General features: G+C 69.4%; 14 protein-coding genes and 4 tRNA genes. 9 read left to right on the forward strand and 9 right to left on the reverse strand.

The genetic code is table 11. The features are described from left to right. Positions 1-109 precede the first annotated feature (109 nt). Positions 110-181 (reverse strand) — tRNA-Val (locus D0D37_RS41450). A gap of 391 nt (positions 182-572) precedes the next feature. On the opposite strand from D0D37_RS41450, the gene D0D37_RS41455 reads away from it, so the two are divergent. From D0D37_RS41455 to D0D37_RS41470, 4 genes are all read left to right on the forward strand, one after another. Then, entirely contained in the window at positions 573-998 is a 426-nt protein-coding gene (locus D0D37_RS41455; RefSeq protein WP_005159130.1) for an SsgA family sporulation/cell division regulator, read from the forward strand. A 132-nt stretch (positions 999-1,130) separates the two neighbouring features. Beyond that, positions 1,131-1,203 (forward strand) — tRNA-Gly (locus tag D0D37_RS41460). Positions 1,204-1,224: 21 nt separating this feature from the next. Next, positions 1,225-1,295, forward strand: a tRNA-Cys gene (locus D0D37_RS41465). Between the two features lies 1 nt (position 1,296). Further along, a tRNA-Val gene (locus D0D37_RS41470) sits at positions 1,297-1,371 on the forward strand. A gap of 62 nt (positions 1,372-1,433) precedes the next feature. Here D0D37_RS41470 and D0D37_RS41475 read toward each other — a convergent pair. Next, entirely contained in the window at positions 1,434-2,555 is a 1,122-nt protein-coding gene (locus D0D37_RS41475; protein ID WP_116206044.1) for a Dyp-type peroxidase, read from the reverse strand. Positions 2,556-2,752: 197 nt separating this feature from the next. Between D0D37_RS41475 and D0D37_RS41480 the strand changes: the two genes are divergently transcribed. Next, positions 2,753-4,069 (forward strand): right-handed parallel beta-helix repeat-containing protein, encoded by a 1,317-nt coding sequence (locus D0D37_RS41480; protein ID WP_116206045.1) that lies wholly within the window; start codon positions 2,753-2,755, stop codon positions 4,067-4,069. Positions 4,070-4,392: 323 nt separating this feature from the next. On the opposite strand, the gene D0D37_RS41485 is transcribed toward D0D37_RS41480, so the two are convergent. Then, positions 4,393-5,121, reverse strand: a complete 729-nt coding sequence (locus D0D37_RS41485; protein ID WP_244223861.1) for a hypothetical protein — start codon at positions 5,119-5,121, stop codon at positions 4,393-4,395. A 227-nt stretch (positions 5,122-5,348) separates the two neighbouring features. Between D0D37_RS41485 and D0D37_RS41490 the strand changes: the two genes are divergently transcribed. Then, complete coding sequence (locus D0D37_RS41490; protein ID WP_116206054.1) at positions 5,349-7,772, forward strand: SdrD B-like domain-containing protein; 2,424 nt, start codon at positions 5,349-5,351, stop codon at positions 7,770-7,772. Between the two features lie 35 nt (positions 7,773-7,807). Here D0D37_RS41490 and D0D37_RS41495 read toward each other — a convergent pair whose 3' ends face one another. After that, positions 7,808-9,049 (reverse strand): alpha/beta hydrolase family protein, encoded by a 1,242-nt coding sequence (locus tag D0D37_RS41495; RefSeq protein WP_244223862.1) that lies wholly within the window; start codon positions 9,047-9,049, stop codon positions 7,808-7,810. Between the two features lie 65 nt (positions 9,050-9,114). Here D0D37_RS41495 and D0D37_RS41500 point away from each other — a divergent pair, with 65 nt between their 5' ends. Further along, the gene (locus D0D37_RS41500) at positions 9,115-9,636 is read left to right on the forward strand and encodes a helix-turn-helix domain-containing protein (RefSeq protein ID WP_244223863.1); all 522 of its coding nucleotides are present in this window, start codon (positions 9,115-9,117) and stop codon (positions 9,634-9,636) included. A gap of 312 nt (positions 9,637-9,948) precedes the next feature. Here D0D37_RS41500 and fgd read toward each other — a convergent pair whose 3' ends face one another. The 4 genes from fgd to D0D37_RS41520 all read right to left on the reverse strand — a co-directional run bounded on the left by fgd (position 9,949) and on the right by D0D37_RS41520 (position 13,944). Beyond that, on the reverse strand, positions 9,949-10,953 hold the full coding sequence (gene fgd, locus D0D37_RS41505) for a glucose-6-phosphate dehydrogenase (coenzyme-F420) (protein WP_116206048.1): 1,005 nt from the start codon (positions 10,951-10,953) through the stop codon (positions 9,949-9,951). Positions 10,954-11,058: 105 nt separating this feature from the next. Next, positions 11,059-12,492 (reverse strand): glycoside hydrolase family 76 protein, encoded by a 1,434-nt coding sequence (locus D0D37_RS41510; protein ID WP_116206055.1) that lies wholly within the window; start codon positions 12,490-12,492, stop codon positions 11,059-11,061. 127 nt (positions 12,493-12,619) lie between these two features. Next, entirely contained in the window at positions 12,620-12,994 is a 375-nt protein-coding gene (locus tag D0D37_RS41515; protein ID WP_116206049.1) for a YciI family protein, read from the reverse strand. 95 nt (positions 12,995-13,089) lie between these two features. Then, positions 13,090-13,944, reverse strand: coding sequence for a hypothetical protein (locus D0D37_RS41520; protein WP_116206050.1), 855 nt, complete (start codon positions 13,942-13,944; stop codon positions 13,090-13,092). Positions 13,945-14,554: 610 nt separating this feature from the next. Here D0D37_RS41520 and D0D37_RS41525 point away from each other — a divergent pair. Continuing rightward, the gene (locus D0D37_RS41525; protein WP_116206051.1) at positions 14,555-15,349 is read left to right on the forward strand and encodes a siderophore-interacting protein; all 795 of its coding nucleotides are present in this window, start codon (positions 14,555-14,557) and stop codon (positions 15,347-15,349) included. A gap of 4 nt (positions 15,350-15,353) precedes the next feature. Here the strand turns inward: D0D37_RS41525 and D0D37_RS41530 are convergent, their stop codons facing one another. Continuing rightward, positions 15,354-15,854, reverse strand: coding sequence for a methylated-DNA--[protein]-cysteine S-methyltransferase (locus D0D37_RS41530; RefSeq protein ID WP_116206056.1), 501 nt, complete (start codon positions 15,852-15,854; stop codon positions 15,354-15,356). A 67-nt stretch (positions 15,855-15,921) separates the two neighbouring features. On the opposite strand from D0D37_RS41530, the gene D0D37_RS41535 reads away from it, so the two are divergent. Continuing rightward, the gene (locus tag D0D37_RS41535) at positions 15,922-16,539 is read left to right on the forward strand and encodes an RraA family protein (protein WP_116206052.1); all 618 of its coding nucleotides are present in this window, start codon (positions 15,922-15,924) and stop codon (positions 16,537-16,539) included. The last annotated feature ends 284 nt before the right edge of the window (positions 16,540-16,823 follow it).

A 16,823-nucleotide genomic window follows, 5' to 3' on the forward strand; every position in this document is an offset into this window, starting at 1 on the left:
GGTCCGGGGGCGAAGCCCTCCGGGCGGGGCGTGGGGGTTGCACCCCCAGAAAACACGACGAGACGACCCGGCCCGCGCTGTGTGCGGGCACAGATCGCCTCAAGTCGAGTGGGCGATACTGGGATCGAACCAGTGACCTCTTCGGTGTGAACGAAGCGCTCTCCCGCTGAGCTAATCGCCCGCCCGTGGTGCGAATCCAGCCTACCCCACGACTTTCGGGGGCCTGCAAACGGGTGGTTTGATCCGACTACAGCGGGTCTGCCAGCGAATACGGTCCGAACAATCCCGAGCTAGCCAGGGCCTTGCGCGGGCGGGGGCGCGTGCGGGCGTCCGCGACATCCGTGCGACGGTGCTATCGCACAGCGGCCGAACCGCGCAAGATGTACTGGTGGCTCCCCACCGGGCGCCCGCTGAAGGCTGCGCGGCACGGACGGCGACGGACCGGACGGACCTCGGGGCAGACGGTCTCGAACGGGTGATCTCGAGCGCACTCGCGACGGATCCGGGCTCCTGGTGCGTCTCACCGTTGTCCTCGGTCGTCCGGGCCGGGAAGGGAGACGAAGGGTAGGACGATGCGCAACGATCACGTGACGCTCCGCTCGACGGCGGTCTTCGACCTGCTGGCGCCGCGGACCCCGGCGGTTCCGGTGAAGGTGGAGCTGCGCTACGACACCCGCGACCCGTATGCCGTTGTCGCCGCTTTCCGCACCGGGCGGGCCGGCTGGGTCGAATGGGTCTACGCGCGCGACCTGCTCGCCGACGGCCTGCTCGCCGACGCCGGCGACGGGGACGTCCGCATCCGGCCTTCGGTGGAGGACCCGGAGTCGGTCCTCATCGAGCTGAACTCGCCGTCCGGGCACGCCATGTTCGAGGCGTCCGCTCAGGAGCTGGCCGATTTCCTGGACCGCACGTACGACGTCGTGCTGCCGGGCAACGAGCACCTGTGGGTCGACGTCGACGACGCGCTCACCCACCTGATCCCGAACGATCTGGCCTGATCACCGGCCCGCGAGCGGGCCAACAACCCCCCGGTGCCGCGCCGGTCGCCGGGGTCGGATATGGTTCTTTCACACCACGGCGACGGGGTGCGAGCGAGAGCACCGCCCGCGACCTCAGAGCCAAGTGGTAGTGCGGACGTAGCGCAGCTGGTAGCGCATCACCTTGCCAAGGTGAGGGTCGCGGGTTCGAATCCCGTCGTCCGCTCGGAGGGCTCAAGCCCCATGCGGTGGAGTGGCCGAGAGGCGAGGCAACGGCCTGCAAAGCCGTGTACACGGGTTCGAATCCCGTCTCCACCTCGCGCGATTAGCTCAGCGGGAGAGCGCTTCCCTGACACGGAAGAGGTCACTGGTTCAATCCCAGTATCGCGCACCAGCGTTGTCGGAAGCCCTGCTTCTCTTCGGAGAGGCAGGGCTTCCGTCGTTTCGGGTGCCCGTTCACGCCGGGAACAGGGTCGATCCCAGCGGCCGGTGTTCGTCGAAGCCGGGGAGGATCAGGAAGGTCCCGCTCGCGGTGGTGGTCGTGAACGGCAGCAGCGCGTCCGCCGCTTCCATGCTCGCCAGGGTCGCGGTGAAGGTGTGCAGGTCGTTCTGGAAGCTCGCGAAGAGCAGGCCCGGGGCCGGCGTGTCCATGCTGTAGCTGCGGCGCAGCATGAGCCCGGCTCCGACGACGTTCGCGTGGGCGCGGCGGATGTGCGCGTCGGCGGGGACGAGGTAGCGGCCGTCCGGGGTTTTCGCGCCCAGGTCCGGGCCGTCGGCGATCGCGCCGCCGGACAGCGGGGTCCCGGTGTCCCTTCGGCGGCCGAAGACAGCTTCCTGCGCGGCTGTCGGCATCGCGGCGAACCGCGCCACGTCCAGTGCCATCCGCCGGACTACCGCGATCGTGCCGCCCGCCACCGGAGCCGGGCCGGGGAGCCACAGGTCTCGCTGCTGCTCGGCGGGAGTGTGCGGGCCGATGATGCCGTCGATGAAGCCCAGGACGTTCCGTGGTGCGGTCACGCCGTCCGCGACCGGGACGTGCGGACCGCGTGCGCCGGACTGCCGCCAGCGTTCGCGCACGCCGGGCATCGCAAGGAGCGCGGCTGCGGCGATCGGCGGGACGAGCGGGTCGCTCGCGCATATTTGGAGGAGCAGATCGCCGCCTCGGTCGGATGGAGCGACCGCCTCGTGGGCTGCCGGTGGGAGGTCTTTCGCGCCGGGCAGTTGTGGATCGCGGGCTCGGACCAGTTTCGGGCCGACGCCGACTGTCACGGTCAGGTCGCCGGCGGGCAAACCCAGCAGACGAGCGTCCGTTCCTGCGGCCATAGCCAGGATGCGACGGCCTAATTCGGCGAGAAGGGGGCCTGGCGCAACGGAAATGTCTGCGGTGACGATCAGCAGATGCGGTTGTGGTTGTTGCGGCGTGGTGATCCCGGCTTGGTGGATGCCGGTGGGCGGGACCGGGCCGGGTCGGGTTTCGGTGTCGGGCGCGGAGGCCGCGTGGCACCCAGCGGCGAGTCCGGCGGTCACCGCCGCCCCGAGAAAAGCGCGGCGGGAAGGGCGGCGCTCAGCGGAATTCACGACGGGCAGCGTGACAGATTCCGGTGCGCCAGGCGAATTCGGCTCGGCGGACCTCCCCCGCGGTGCCTGATCGACATTGCCGTTCCGGCCGCGTCACCTCGGCGAATCCCCCGCCACCGGACCCAACCAAGCGCACGACAGGCGTCCCGACCGACAATCACCCCAACGGAAACCGGACCCCATGCCAGACTGTGCGCATGCGTTTTCTCGCCATGGCGGCGATCCTGGGGCTGTCCGCCGCATTGGTCAGCGGTTGTGGTTCTTCCTCCGCCGAGGGGCATCGGCCGGACGGGACCGGCGTGACGATCCGCGTTCCGGCCGACGCGCCGACCATCTCCGCCGCCGTTTCCCTGGCGCAGTCCGGGGATCTCGTGCTTGTCGCGCCGGGCGAGTACCACGAAACGGTGAAGATCACGACGCCGAAGGTGACGCTGCGCGGCGAAGTGCGGGAGAAGGTCGTCGTCGACGGGCAACTCAAGCGGGACAACGGGGTCGTCGTGTCCGCGCCGGGGGTCGCGGTGGAGAACCTGACCGTCCGGAATCACACGCAGAACGGCGTGCTCGTCACCGGTTCGGTCAAGGCCGCCGACGGGCTGCCGGGACACGGAGGCGGTTACGACACGGGCGACGAGCCGATCCGGTTCCTCAGTTCGTTCCTGGTCTCGCACGTCACCGCCACTCGCAACGGTCTCTACGGAATCTATGCGTTTTCCGCCCAGAACGGGGTCATCGAGCAGTCGTACACGTCCGGCGGCGCTGATTCCGGAATCTATGTCGGCCAATGCAAACCGTGCCGGACGGTCGTGCGGGACAACGTCGCGGAACTCAACGCGGTCGGCTACGAGGGCACGAACGCCAGCGGAGAGATGTACGTCGCCGGGAACCGGTTCAGCGGGAACCGGGTCGGGCTGACCACCAACTCCGACCACCAGGAGAAGCTGTTGCCGCAGCAGGGCTCCGTGGTCGCCGGGAATCTGGTGGCGGCCAACGGACAGGCGGCGACGCCGGAGCAGGCCGGCGGCGGCTGGGGCATCGGGATCGGGATCGACGGCGGCAGCGGCAACCAGGTGCTGCGCAACCGGATCGCCGGGAACGCGAACGCCGGGCTCGTGCTCACCGCGACCCAGGACGTGCCGCCGAAGGGCAACCAGATCGTCGGCGACGTCTTCGCGGCGAACGGCATCGACGTCGGCTGGACCTTTCCCGGTGCGACGAAGGGCAGCGGAAACTGCCTTGATTCCGGTCCGCTGCACACGATTCCGGAAGGATTGGCGGCGAGTGCCGCTTGTCCCGCAGCTACGGTTTCGCCCTCGGGAGCCTGGACCAGGGCTAAGCCGCCTGCGGGAATTCCGTTCACCGAGGTCGCGGTGCCACCGCTGCAGCCGCAATTTCCGAACGCCCGCACGGCGGGACCTACGGTGGTCCCGGCGGTGCCGGTGTTTCCGAACGTCGCGAAAATCCAGGTGCCAGCCGCGTCGTTGCTGGCGGACCGGGCCTCGGTGGCGGCAGCTTAGGGGCCGCGATGTTGCACTGCCGCCGGGAGTCCTGACGCTCACCGGCCCGACGAACCCCTCGCGGCGGTGGCGCATCCGACCATCGGGAGAGGCAGGTGCCAGCGTTCTCGCGGGCAAGCTGTGCCTCGGCACCCGCCCAGCAGCGCCAGAGCTGCCGGGCATCGCGAAAACCCCAACGCCGGAATCGCATCCGTGCTGCCAAGCCCGCTCACGGACAAAGACACGGCAGGCGCATTTCGCGGTTCCCCGCTCTCCCGGACTCGCCAGAACGCCCGGCATCGGCCAGATGCTTGCGGACAGGCCCGCCGATCCTGAGGAAAACGTCAACGCTCGGGCGGCACCGCAGTGAATTCGTGCGTGTCAAAAGAAATAGCCACCGGATCCTTCTCCCCCGGCACCGAAGTCTGCACCCGATACATCAGGCCGTCCGCATCGAGCCAGTACCGGACGGATTCCGCGCTGCCCAGCCGTTCCCGGGAATCCGGACCGGTGAAGACGTCGACGGCATGTCCGTTCACCTGATCGGCCGCTACCCATTCGGCGCCGTTCTGCGGCAGCAATTGGGCGTTGTCCGGACGGTCGTTGCCGAGACCGAGCAGAATCGCCAATGCTCGGTCCAGCGCGCCCGCTGTCGGGTTGAGCGGGCGGCCGAACCAGCCGTCCGCGGGTGGTTTCGCCGGGGGCAGATCGGGGACGGCGGGCAACGGGCGGAGTTCGACGCGGGTGGCGGTCCACCGGATCAGACCATTGCCGGAGTCGTTGCGGCCCTTGCCTTTCAGCACTCCGTAACCGGCCTTGGCGCGGTAATCGGCCGAACCGGTGATCACGAGTTCCCCCGCCGCGCCGGGCACACTGATCGTCACCGCGCGGTTCTGCTTCTGGTAATTGCGGAATCGCGCGATCGCGAGCCGGCTCGCCTCGTCCGCGGTGACCGCTCGCGGGCCGGAACCGGCGGAACCGGCGGCGGCATACCAGAATATTCCTCCGCCCAGCGCGACTGTCACCGCGGCGGCGACGACGATCCAGCGGCGCGCGATCCGTTTGGCAAGCACAGCGAGTGACCGTAGCAGGCTTTTCGATTCACCCGGTCCGTTATCCCGGTGCCGTACCCGGAAAGGTCCTTTTCTGGTTCACTGTTACAGCTTTGCGGCACGCCGCGCGAATATTCCGCGCAGAGAACGGAGATCCCGCAGTCATGAACCGAGGCGGCAGAAGAACCAGTGGCAGATTGAGGCTGGCGCGAGTAGCCGCCACCGCCCTATTGCTGGGCGGCAGCTCGATGACGGTCACCGCAGGCCCAGCTGGGGCCGCCGAGGACGGCACCTTGACCGTCCAAGTGCTCCGCGATTTCTTCGGCACCGGAATCGTCAACGCCGCCATGGACACCCCGCAGCCGGGCATGTCCGTGCTGGTCACCGACCCCGCCGGACATCAGGTGCGCGGCCGTACGGACGCGGCGGGCAAGGTCGTGGTGGACCCGGCCGCCCCGCTCGCCGGCGGGCGGTATCGCGTCGACGTCTCGGTTCCGGATCCGTATCGCGCGTATTTGCGAGCCGCGCCCGCGTCCACGAAGAAAAACCACTTCGACAGTTTCACGACGTTCGTGGATTTGCGCGAGGCCAAGGACGTTGCGGTGATCACCGGCGTCTGGAACCCGGCCGACCACACGCCGCCCGACGCCCGCTATTACGTCCCGGTGCAAAACCCGGCGGTGAACAGCGACGGCAGCGCACCCGATCCGAACACCCGCGCGCTCGTCGCGTTCGACCGCGAACTCCGCGGCACCTGCCCCGCCGACTCGGCCTGCCCGGCTGTGCTGAACACCCAGGCGCAAGTCGGCACCACGTGGGGATTGGCGTACGACAAATACCGCGACCGCATTTTCCAGTCCACGTTCGCGAAACGCTTCACCACGTACGGTCCCGAAGGCGGCGGCGCGATTTACACGACTCCGCTCGGCGGCGGGGCGCCCAAGCTGTTCGCGAAGGTGCCGGACACCGCGGTCACCGAGCACGGCGCGGTCGACATGCTCAAGGACCAGCATTTCGTGGACGTCCCCGGAAAGGAAAGCCTCGGCGGGATCGCGCTCGCCGAGGACGGCAAGACGCTGTACGCGGTGAATCTGCGAACCCGGAGCCTGGTGAGTTTCGACGCGACCGGGGCCGCCGCAGAACCGGACAAGACCGTGCCGATCCCGGATCCGGATTGTGCCGCGCCCGACGACTGGCGGCCGTTCGCGGTCGCCGCGCACGACGCGAAACTGTACGTCGGCGGCGTCTGCTCGGCGGAGAGCACGAAGCGGCACGAGGATCTGAAAGCCGTGGTCTACACCTACGACGGCACGAAGTTCACGCCCGTTCTCACGCACGGCCTCGACTACCGGCGCGGCTACGTCATCGCGGTCCCGGACCCGGACGACAGCATGGACCACTGGAACCCCTGGGACACCTCGTTCTCTTCGTGGGACAAGTTCATCCGGAAGGGCGCCGGGATCAACCCGCAGCCGGAACTGGCGAGCCTGGCGTTCACCCGCGACGGCTCGATGATCCTCGGCTTCCGCGACCGGTTCATGGACGTCTTCGGCTCCGGCAAAGACCCGCGGCCCTCCGACGACACGGTCCGGACCGGCATGTCCGGCGGCGACATCACCATGGCCTGCGCGGCTCCCGGCGGCGGGTACGACTGGGAAGGCGCCGGCGTCTGCCCGAACCACGGCAAGCCCGAGACGAACGGCCACGAGCCGCCCGGCGTCGTGGAGTACTTCCCCGGCGACTTCTTCGATCCGAGCCGGTCGGGCAACGGCGTGCACCAGGAGTCCTCGCAGGGTTCGGTCGCCTACATCCCGCAGCAGCAGTGGGCGATCAGCACCCAGATGGACCCGGCGCAGCACGTCAGCTCGGACGGAGTCGGCTACTACGACGTCGACACCGGCACCGGGCCGGGGCAGGACAATCCGAAGCACGGGTACGCGTTCGTGGGCCCGGCCAACAGCTTCGGCAAGGCGGGCGGGCTCGGCGACATCGCCTACCAGGCGGCGAACGCGCCGATCCAGATCGGCAACCTCGTGTGGTTCGACGGCGACCGCAACGGCGTCCAGGACCCGAACCGCGCGGACGAGGTCCCGCTCGCCAAGACGACGGTCACCCTCCTCGACACCGACGGCAAGAAGCTCGCCACCACCCAGACCGACAAGGCGGGCGAGTACTACTTCGGCGGCGTCGGCGCGGAGTACCAGCTGAAGCCGGGCGAGAAGTACACCGTGCAGTTCGACGTGTGCACCGCGGCCACGGACAACGTGCCCGGCACGCCGCCCGCGGCTGACCTGCGGTTCACGCTCCCGGCCGCCGGTCCGGACCGGGCGCACGATTCGAACGTCGTGCCGCCCGAGACCGGACGGCTCTGCAACGGCTACGCGCCGGTGACCGCTCCCGCCGAGGCGGGCGGGGTCGACCACACCATCGACGCCGGCGTCTACCTGCCCGCGCCGCCCGGTCCGCCCACGTCGTCGGCTCCCCCGGCGACGAGCCCGAACCCGGTGCCCCCGGTGGCCCATGCGCCTGCTTCGGGCGCGACGGACACGGATTCACTGGCCTCGACCGGCATTCCGCTGCTGCCGATGCTGCTGATCCTCGGCGGTGCCCTCCTCGCCGGAGGCACGGCGTTCCTGGTCGCGAGCCGGAGAAGGCGGTTCAGGCGGCAGTGACCGCCGCGGTGACCGAGGCCCTCAGCGGGTCTCGGTCACCGTTGTCGCGCCAGCCAGTCCGCGACGTCGGCCACCACTGCCGCGTCGACGTGCTGCGGTTGCCGGTAACTGTCCGGTGTGGACGGTCCGGTGCCGGGAAAGAACAGGTGGTCGTCCTCCGGATAGATGCGGACGTCCACCCCGTGCCGTTCGGTCAGTCCGTTCCGCCATCGGGAAAGGTCATCTTCGACGGTGACCTGGTAATCCCGGCCGCCTTGCAGCAGAAACATCGGCTTCTCCAGCGCCGCAGCGGTCGCGACGGGGTCGTAATCGCGCAGCTCCAGCCAATAGGAGCCGGGATAACCGAATAGCAGGTTCTCCCCCGGCGTCGACGGCGACAACGCCGGATCAGCGACCGCCGCGGCCTGCCGGGTGATCGGCTCGACGAGCACCTCGACCTTGGCGTCCACAGCAGCGAGATGCTGGACGACGCGAACAGCGGCCTCGTGCATCGGCTCGGCATCTGCGGCCAGCAGAACCAGCCCTGCCACCGACGGCTCGGCGATCGCCACGAGCGGCGCGACCTTTCCGCCCATGCTGTGCCCGGCTACGAACACGCGCGTGGCGTCGACGCCGTCCTGCGCCTGCAAGAGCCGGACGGCTGCGGCGGCATGCGGCACGTACTCCGCGGACATCGTGAAGCCGGGTGCGGTCGCCAACTCGGGATGGGCGTGCGTCACCTTGTCGAAGCGCAGCACCGCGACGCCCCGGGAAGCCAAGCCCCACGCGAGATCCTTGAGCGGCTTGTTCGGACCGGCCGTCTCGTCGCGGTCGAAAATCCCGCCGCCGCTGAGCAGGACTACGCCCGGCCACGGCCCCTCTCCGCGCGGCACGGTCAGCGTTCCTGGTACCGAATGGGGTTCCGCGGAAAGAACGATGTTCCGTTCAACGAACACTGTTTCATCCACATAGGACGGTTTAGTCCACTCGGCGGCCAAGGCAAGCCGAAGTCCCGCAACGGTTCCCGCTGAATCGACAGACAGCACCACAAGAAAACCGCCGTGCGCGCAGACGACCGGCGCCTGAACCCGCGTCAGCCCAGGACCCGCCGGCTCAGCAACCGGCTCGCCCAGCGCGGTCACCGGACCGTGCTCGCCGATCTGCGCAGCCCACGCAGCTTCCAGCGCCGCGCCGGACACCGCCGCCCGCAGCTCCGGCGAGAACCGCGTCGCGATCTCGCTGAACCGCCCGTCCCGCGCCTGCCCGACGACCGCTGTCGCCAACTCGCTCGGATTCATCCCAACCCCCATCGTTCTCAAGTTATGCGAACGGTAGCACTCTATGAGAACATTGGGGAGTGGACGTGTTGACTCTTCTGGGACATCCGGTACGGCTGCGGATCGTGCACACGCTGCGCGGCGACCGGACGCTCACCACCGCACAACTGGGCGCACTGCTCCCGGATGTCTCGAAAGCGACGGTCTACCGCCACGTCGACCTTCTCGCCGACGGTGGGATCCTCGAAGTCGCCGACGAGCAACGCGTGCGCGGCGCGGTCGAACGCACGTACCGGCTGCGCAAGGAACGCGCGTCGCTCGGCCAGGACGCGATCGCCCAGCTGACCCCGGACGACCACCGGCGCGGATTCGCCGCCGCGACTGCCGCGCTGGTCGCCGAGTTCGACGCCTACCTCAGCCGGGACCAGGCGGATCCGGTCGAGGATCTGGTCGGCTACCGGCAGCACGCCGTCTGGCTGGACCGCGACGAACTGCTCGAGATGATCGACGGCATGCGGAAAGCCATCGCGCCCATGCTCGTCAACGAGCCCGCCCCTGGGCGCAGGCGGTACCTGCTCAGCCCGATCCTCTTCCCCAGCGAAGACTGAGACCCCGCCAATGCCAGGGACTTAAGGCGGCGCTGCGGGTGTGGCTGAAGCGCGGCTGCCCAGGCCGAAGGGTCCGACGGTGCCCAGGTGGCCGCCGTCGTGGCCGGGACAGGTTGGCGGAAGCGGCGGGCGGTCCGTGAGGGGAACCCTGAGGGACTCTGATTCCCTCAGGGTTCCCCTCACGGACCAACCAGGTATTTCGGCGATGTTGGCGTCCTTTGTGGACGTCAGCGGCTGAGGCCACTCGGCTTAAGTCCCTGGCATTGCCCCCCGCCCGGCCGAAGCCGGGCGGGGGTCTCGTGAAAGCACCCGTCAGGAGAGCGCGCGCAGCCGCGGCAGCACGTCCTCGGCGAACTGGCCCAGGTAGCGCTCCTGGTCGTGGCCGGGGCCGTGGAAGACCAGGTGGTTCAGGCCCGCGTCGAGGTACGGCTTGATCTGTGCGACCGCCTCGTCCGGGTCCGACGCGACGATCCACCGCTTCGCGACCTGCTCGATCGGCAACTCGTCGGCCAGCCGCTCCATCTCCTCCGCCGAGGAAACCGTGTGCTTCTGCTCCGCGCTCAGCGACAGCGGGGCCCAGAACCGGGTGTTGGCCAGCGCCTTCTCCGGATCCCGGTCGTACGACATCTTGATCTCGATCATCCGGTCCACGCCGGACGCGTCGCGCTCAGCCGCGGCCGCGCCCTCGGCCATCGCCGGCATCAGCTTGTCCGTGTACAGGTCCATGCCCTTGCCGGACGTGCAGATCATGCCGTCGCCCGCGCGGCCCGCGTACTTCGCCACGACCGGACCGCCCGCGGCGATGTACACCGGCACCGGACGCTCCGGGCGGTCGTAGATCTTCGCGTTGACCAGCTGGTAGTAGTCGCCCTCGAAGTCGACGTTGTCCTTGCTCCACAGCTCGCGCATGAGCCGCACCGACTCGCGCAGCCGCGCGAACCGCTCCTTGAACTCCGGCCATTCCCGGCCCGACACCGCGATCTCGTTCAGCGCCTCGCCGGTGCCCGCGCCGAGGATCACGCGGTCGCCCGACAGCAGCGCCATCGTCGCGAACGCCTGCGCGATCACCGCCGGGTTGTACCGGAACGTCGGCGTCAAAACACTGGTCCCGATCAGCACGCGGCTGGTCCGCTCCGCCACCGCCGGCATCCACGCCAGCGCCCACGGCGCGTGTCCGCCCTCGTGCCGCCACGGCAGGAAATGGTCCGACACCCACACCGAGTCCAGCCCCAGCTCCTCGGCCCGCACCGCGAACTCCACCAGCTCGCGAGGCCCGAACTGTTCCGCCGACGCCTTGTACCCGACCTTCAGCTCCACGATCGCCCTTCCCCGTCCGCATGAACCACGCAGGATTCCGTGGCACCGTCAACCGTACCCGGACGGGCCTTGCGAAGACGGGTGTGCTGTCGATCACTCGCCGGGCTAGTGCGTCGCGTTCATCAGATCGAGCGCCGCGGCCTGGCAACCCGGGCCCTTTTCGCCGCTGCCGGACCACGAACGCGAGTACTGGTCGAAGTCGTTTCGGGAGTGGGCGTAGGCCGAATCCGCTTGCCTGGCCAGGAAATCCCGGTAAGGCGCGTCGGGCGTCACGGCGTCCAGTTCGGACAGACCTCGGACGAGCCCGGCCTTGAAGTACGACCCGTCGTCGCTGCAACTGCTGCCCTCGCCGGGATCGTGGACGATGCCGTCAGCACCGGTGAAATACGACCCAGTGCGCGTCGTCGAGTCGGCGACCGAACGGGCCGTGCCGATCAGGTTCTGGTCGCCGGTCACTTTGGACAGTGCGGTGAGGCCGGAGACGAAGACGCCCTGGTTGTAGGTGTAGCGCTGGCCGACCGCGGCGCAGCTGGCGCTGTCGATGCCGTCGACGACCAGGCCGTCGGAGCCGATGAGTCCCTTGCCGTGGAACCAATCCCACCCTTGCTGCGCTCGCGTGCGGTAGGTCGCGTCGCCGGTGCGGTCGGCGATGGTGGCGTTGACCTGGATGTACAGGCTGTTGGAGATGGATGCCTTGTACGTCAGGCCTTCTTTCCATCGGATGCCGCCGCCGCAGTCGCTGGTCCAGAAGGTCTGCATGTGGTCGGCGTCGGCTTTGGCGGTGGCGAGGTAGCGCTGCTGGCCGGTGCGGTCGTAGGCGTCGAGCCACGCCATCGCCCACCAGCCGGTGTCGTCGGAGAACTCGTTGCGGAACTGGCCGCGCCCGGCGTTGACGTTCTTGTCGTAGGTCGTGGCCATCGCGTAGTCGTAGCTGGCCATCCGGCTTACCGAAGCGTTGCGGATCACCGCGGCCAGCGACACCGCGCTCCCCCAGCCGCCGCCGTTGCGGAAGTAGCCGGTGCCGTTGTCGTAGAGCGCCATCAGCGCGGTCGCCGCCGCTTGCGCGCGATCCGCCGCGTTCCAGCGGGTGCGGGCCCAAGGCGTACAAGCGATCCGGCCGGTGTCGACCGCACTGCCGCACGCGCGCAGAGCACCGACGCCTCGGTTGTTCCAGTCGTCGTTGTTGTACATCTGAGTGCGCCAGCCGCCGACCCCGGACGGCGCGGTGGTCAGGCCGAGTTGCGCGCCGCCGTCCCAGGTCGCGCCGCCGTCGAAGGACCGGTCGAGCCACACCTGGTCGCCCGGGCGCGAGTGGTCGATGACGGCCCAGCCCATCGGGTCGCCGTCGGCGAAGTGCAGCTGGAGCACCCGGTCGTCAAGCGGCGTGGTGACCGCGATCCGGTCGCTGGACGCCTGGTCGGCTGCCCGGTCGTCGCAGTATTTGTTGCACACCACGATGTTCGCCGCCGGTTGAGGCGCCGGTGTTTTCGCTTGGACCGCCAGCAACGCCGACATCGTTGTCAGGACCGCCGTGAGCATGACCCGCACCGCTGCCTCCTCGGATCCCGCCCTGTCCCCAGGACGAAGATCCCCGCGAGGCGCGGTGCGGGTCAACGAATGACAAAGACTTGGCGCGCGAATACGGCCGGATGCCTTGCGCGCTGGGCTATTCCGCGGCCAGGCCCTCGAAGTCCTCGAACTCCACGACCTGGCGGACCTCGACCTCGATCTCGTCGAACAGGTCCGCGTACTGCCGCGCGTACTCGACCGCCTGGGCCCGGTCCGCGGCGTTGACCAGGGCGAACCCGCCGATGACCTCCTTGGCCTCGGTGAACGGCCCGTCCGTCGCGGTCGGGGTCGCGCCGCGGGGCTTGCGGACGATCGCGCCCTTCTCCGACGGATGCACGCCCTCCGCGGTGATCAGGATGCCGCGTTCGGTCCAGTCCTGGACGAAGGCGCCCATTTTCTCGATGAACTCGGGGCTGGGGTTCCAGGCCTCGGGGGCGCTCTCGTCAAGCCGGTGCATCATCAGGAAACGCATTGCCCGCTCCTCGGGGTCGGTGGCTGGTTTTCGTCCAGCCGGTACATCCTCGTCGAACGGACTCGCCGCGCATCGACACTTCGCCGAACTTTCTTTCAGCAGCGATGCGAGGGCGACCTTCGCGGCCGGGCGACCCAGGCCGCGACACCCGCGGCGAGGGTCGCCGACGTCACCGCGACGCCCGCGATCGGGCTGTCCATCAGCACGAGCCCGGTGAGGAACGCGGTCCCGGCGAGGAGGAGCAACGCCGTCCGGAGCGTGGACGCCCAGGTGACGACGAAGTCCGCGGCCCGGGAGGCCCAGGGATCGCGGCTGTCGGGTTTGCGATGCCGGCCGCGCTGGCGGCGGGCGAGAACCCAGTGCGCGGAGGCGACCATCTCGTCCCGGGTGGCGATCCGGCGGGGCGGACGGGAGAAGGGATCCCAGTCGACGACGACACGGACCCGGCTGGGGTGCTCGGGGTCTGGGTGGGACGGGTCTTCGGGGCGGTTTGGCTCGGCTGCGTTGCTCCCGGCTGCCTCGGTTGCGGCCGTGGTGCTTGGCAGGGCGGGATCAGTTGAGCTTGCTTCCGCCAGATTGAGCGCGGCCCCATGGCCCGCCGCTGCATCGCACGACTGCGCGGGCGAAGCGGAGATTGCCTCGGCTGAGGCGGGTTCAGCGGCATTGCTGGCGACTGCGTCTGCTGCCTCGTCTGGCCGCAAGGGCCTCCGCTGCTCGGTCCCACCGTCGACCTGCGTCACCTTGGCGGGCTCGACCAGTCGCTCCAGCTTCGCCGCCCCGCGCGGTCCCGGCCCAGGCTCCGGCCCGTCCGCCGAGGCGTGCGGGCGGCTCGGCGGATTCGGCTGAGGCTCCCGGACCAGCACGCTTTCCTCCGGCTCGGGCGGCTCGCCGGTCCGGCGCTGCTGCCCGGCGCGGGACGGCTGGTCGGCGAGGCAGGGAACCACCGTCATGAGGTCGTCATCCCCTTCCCTTCCGGCCGGCGGACCGGCTCCGACGGCTTCCCGGGCCCCGGCTGTCGGGCAGTGCGGGCCCCGGATGGGCTCATCCTGGCGAAGACGGTGCGTCACCGACCAGTTCTACTGGCAGTGTCGCGGTGAACGGTCCCTCAGCGTCGCCCAACGGTTCGAGTGAAGGTTTTCGCTACTCTTCGCGGTCACCGCTTCGACACCTGACGGCCACCCCGGCGGCAACTTGTCCAGACCTCTCGACGTATCCGCGAACTGCGGAGAACCGGCGCTGACACGGGAAGATGCACGTTCATTCGCACATTCGCCGCCTGGAGAAACTCAGGTTCGCCAAGCCGGACGCCTCACAGTGATACACAGAGTGTCACGGCGAGCCAGTTTATTGAGCAGTCAACCGTCACCCACACGAGTGACACAGAGAGTGATCGGCAAGAGGAACCAACAATCAGTGGAACTGCCCCGGACGGACGCATCCGCGCAGGGCAAGGAGTACGGACAGATGCACCAAGGGCGAATGTGCGGTCCTTGCCGTCCCGTCGAGTCAGCGGCTAGCGTTCAGAAGGCAAGCCTTACCTAACTGAATCGGGACCAACCAATGCCGACCCTCCCCCAGCGCCGCACGCCTGACAGCAGGCGGCTGCTCCGGACGTCCGTGCTGCGCGCCGAACGGACGTCCACGCATTTCGTGACCCTCACTGTCTGCGGGGAGGATCTCGAGGACTTCGCGCCGCTCGGGTTCGATCAATGGTGCCGGTTGTTCTTTCCGCGCGAAGGCCAGCGCGAGCTGCGCCTCCCCACCGCTTCCGGCACCCGCTGGCTCGCTCAGCACCTGCTCATGAGCACCGCGTCCAGGCCGTGGGTGCGCAACTACACGATCCGCGCGACGCGGCCGGGGGAAATCGACATCGAGTTCGCGGTGCACGGCGACGGCGGTCCAGCGTCGAGGTTCGCGGAGAACGCGCGGCCGGGCGACGAGATCGGGATTCTCGACGAGGGAATCACCTATCTGCCGCCGGAGAGCGGGACGCAGCTTCTTCTCGTCGACGAGAGCGCGATTCCGGCGGTGCTGGCGATCCTGGAATCGTCACCTGGTTTGCGGGCGACCGTGCTGCTGGAGGTCGGGGCGCGGGACGACATCCACACCGTGGACGTGCCGCTCGGCGCCGACGTCCAGTGGCTGGTCCGCGAGGACGATCGGCTTCCCGGTCGGCTCGCGCTCAACGTCCTCGCCCAGCTCGATCTGTCCGAGCCGCCGGGCTACACGTGGGTCGCCGGGGAAAGCGGGCTGGCCACCGGCGCGCGGAGGTTTCTCACGCGGGAGCGCGGGGTTCCGAAGCAGGCGATCGCGTTCCAGGGGTATTGGAAACACGGTCGCGCGTCGTTGGGGTGATCCGTCAGAAGAGCCGTCCGGCGTCGTCGGCTGGCGGCTCTTCCAGCTGCAGCAGGAACCGTTTCCGGTCGACGCCGCCCGCGTAGCCGGTGAGGCCGCCGCTGCTGCCGACCACCCGGTGACACGGCACGACGATGCTCAGCGGATTCCAGCCGTTCGCGTTGCCGACCGCCTGTGCCGCGCCGGGTTCGCCCAGCTCGACGGCCAGGTCGCGGTAGGTGCGCGTCTCGCCGTAGGGGATGCGGGTCAGCAGCTGCCACACGCGGCGTTCGAACTCGGATCCGCGCAGGTCCAGTTCAAGGTCGAAGGTCTGCCGCCTGCCGCTGAAGTACTCGTCGAGCTGCCGGGTCGCGGCGGCGAAACCGTCGTCGGCGCGCGGGCCGAGGTCGGGAAAGCGCGGGGTCCGGCTGTGGCCGTCGAAGTAGACGGCGACCAGCGCGCTGCCGTCGGCGACCAACGTGAGGTCGCCGACCGGGGATGCGGCGACGGTGTGCCGGAAAGCCATCTTCTCCTCCGTGATCGGTGCCACGGAACGGTATCCGGCCGGGCCGCGCGTGAGAGCATCGCCGTCCATGGACGACGGTTTCGCCGACATCCCGACCACGACGCTCGCCGACCTGCTCGGCCGCGGCCAGGTGCTCGACTACGGCGTGCGCCCCTTGTGGGGGCCGGTGCCGAGGATCGCCGGGCCCGCGTACCCGGTGCGCTGCCCGCCGGGCGACAACCTGATGCTGCACGCGGCCATCCACCGCGCGCCCGCCGGAGCGGTGATCGTGGCGGAGTCCGGCGACGTCGATTACGCGCTGGCCGGCGGCAATGTCTGCGCGACTGCTCAGCGACGCGGCATCGCGGGCTTCGTCCTGGACGGCGTGATCCGTGACCTGGCGGAAGTCCGCGAGGCGCGTTTCCCGGTGTTCGCGCGCGGCGTGATCCCGATTCCGGGCACGAAGGCCGCGATGGCACCGCTGGGCGAGCCCGCGCGGTGCGGCGGAGTGACGGTGCACGCCGGGGACATCGTCGTGGCGGACGAGGAGGGCGTGGTCGTGGTGCCAGGGCCCGACGCCGCGCAGGTGCTCGTGGACGCGCGCGCGAAGCTGGCCAAAGAGGAGGCGCAGACGCTCGACGAATGGGCGGAGGCGCACCGGGCGAAGGTGGATGCGGCTCTGGAGGCTGGCGGGTTCAGCGGCTGAGCCGGGCCGCTGCCCGCTGAGAACGGGTCAGCGGCGGCGCGAGCGCGCTCGGTTCAGGACTTGACCGTGCGGCGCGGTCGAACGGGAAGACCCGGCAGAGACCGAACAGCGCCCCGGGCCGGGGTCACTCCGGCCGGACTGTCCACAAGGGACCCGCCATCGCCAGTTCGGGGCCGGGTTCCGATTCGGGCGGAAGGGGTCCGGGGACGGGAAGCGGGTGGGGCGGGACCGGCGTCAGAGGCGCGGGGTTCAACGGAACGCCCGCCGCACCAGCCCGTACGCCC

It is taken from the genome of Amycolatopsis circi (assembly GCF_003385235.1).
In the GTDB taxonomy this organism is placed as follows: Bacteria; Actinomycetota; Actinomycetes; order Mycobacteriales; family Pseudonocardiaceae; genus Amycolatopsis; species Amycolatopsis circi.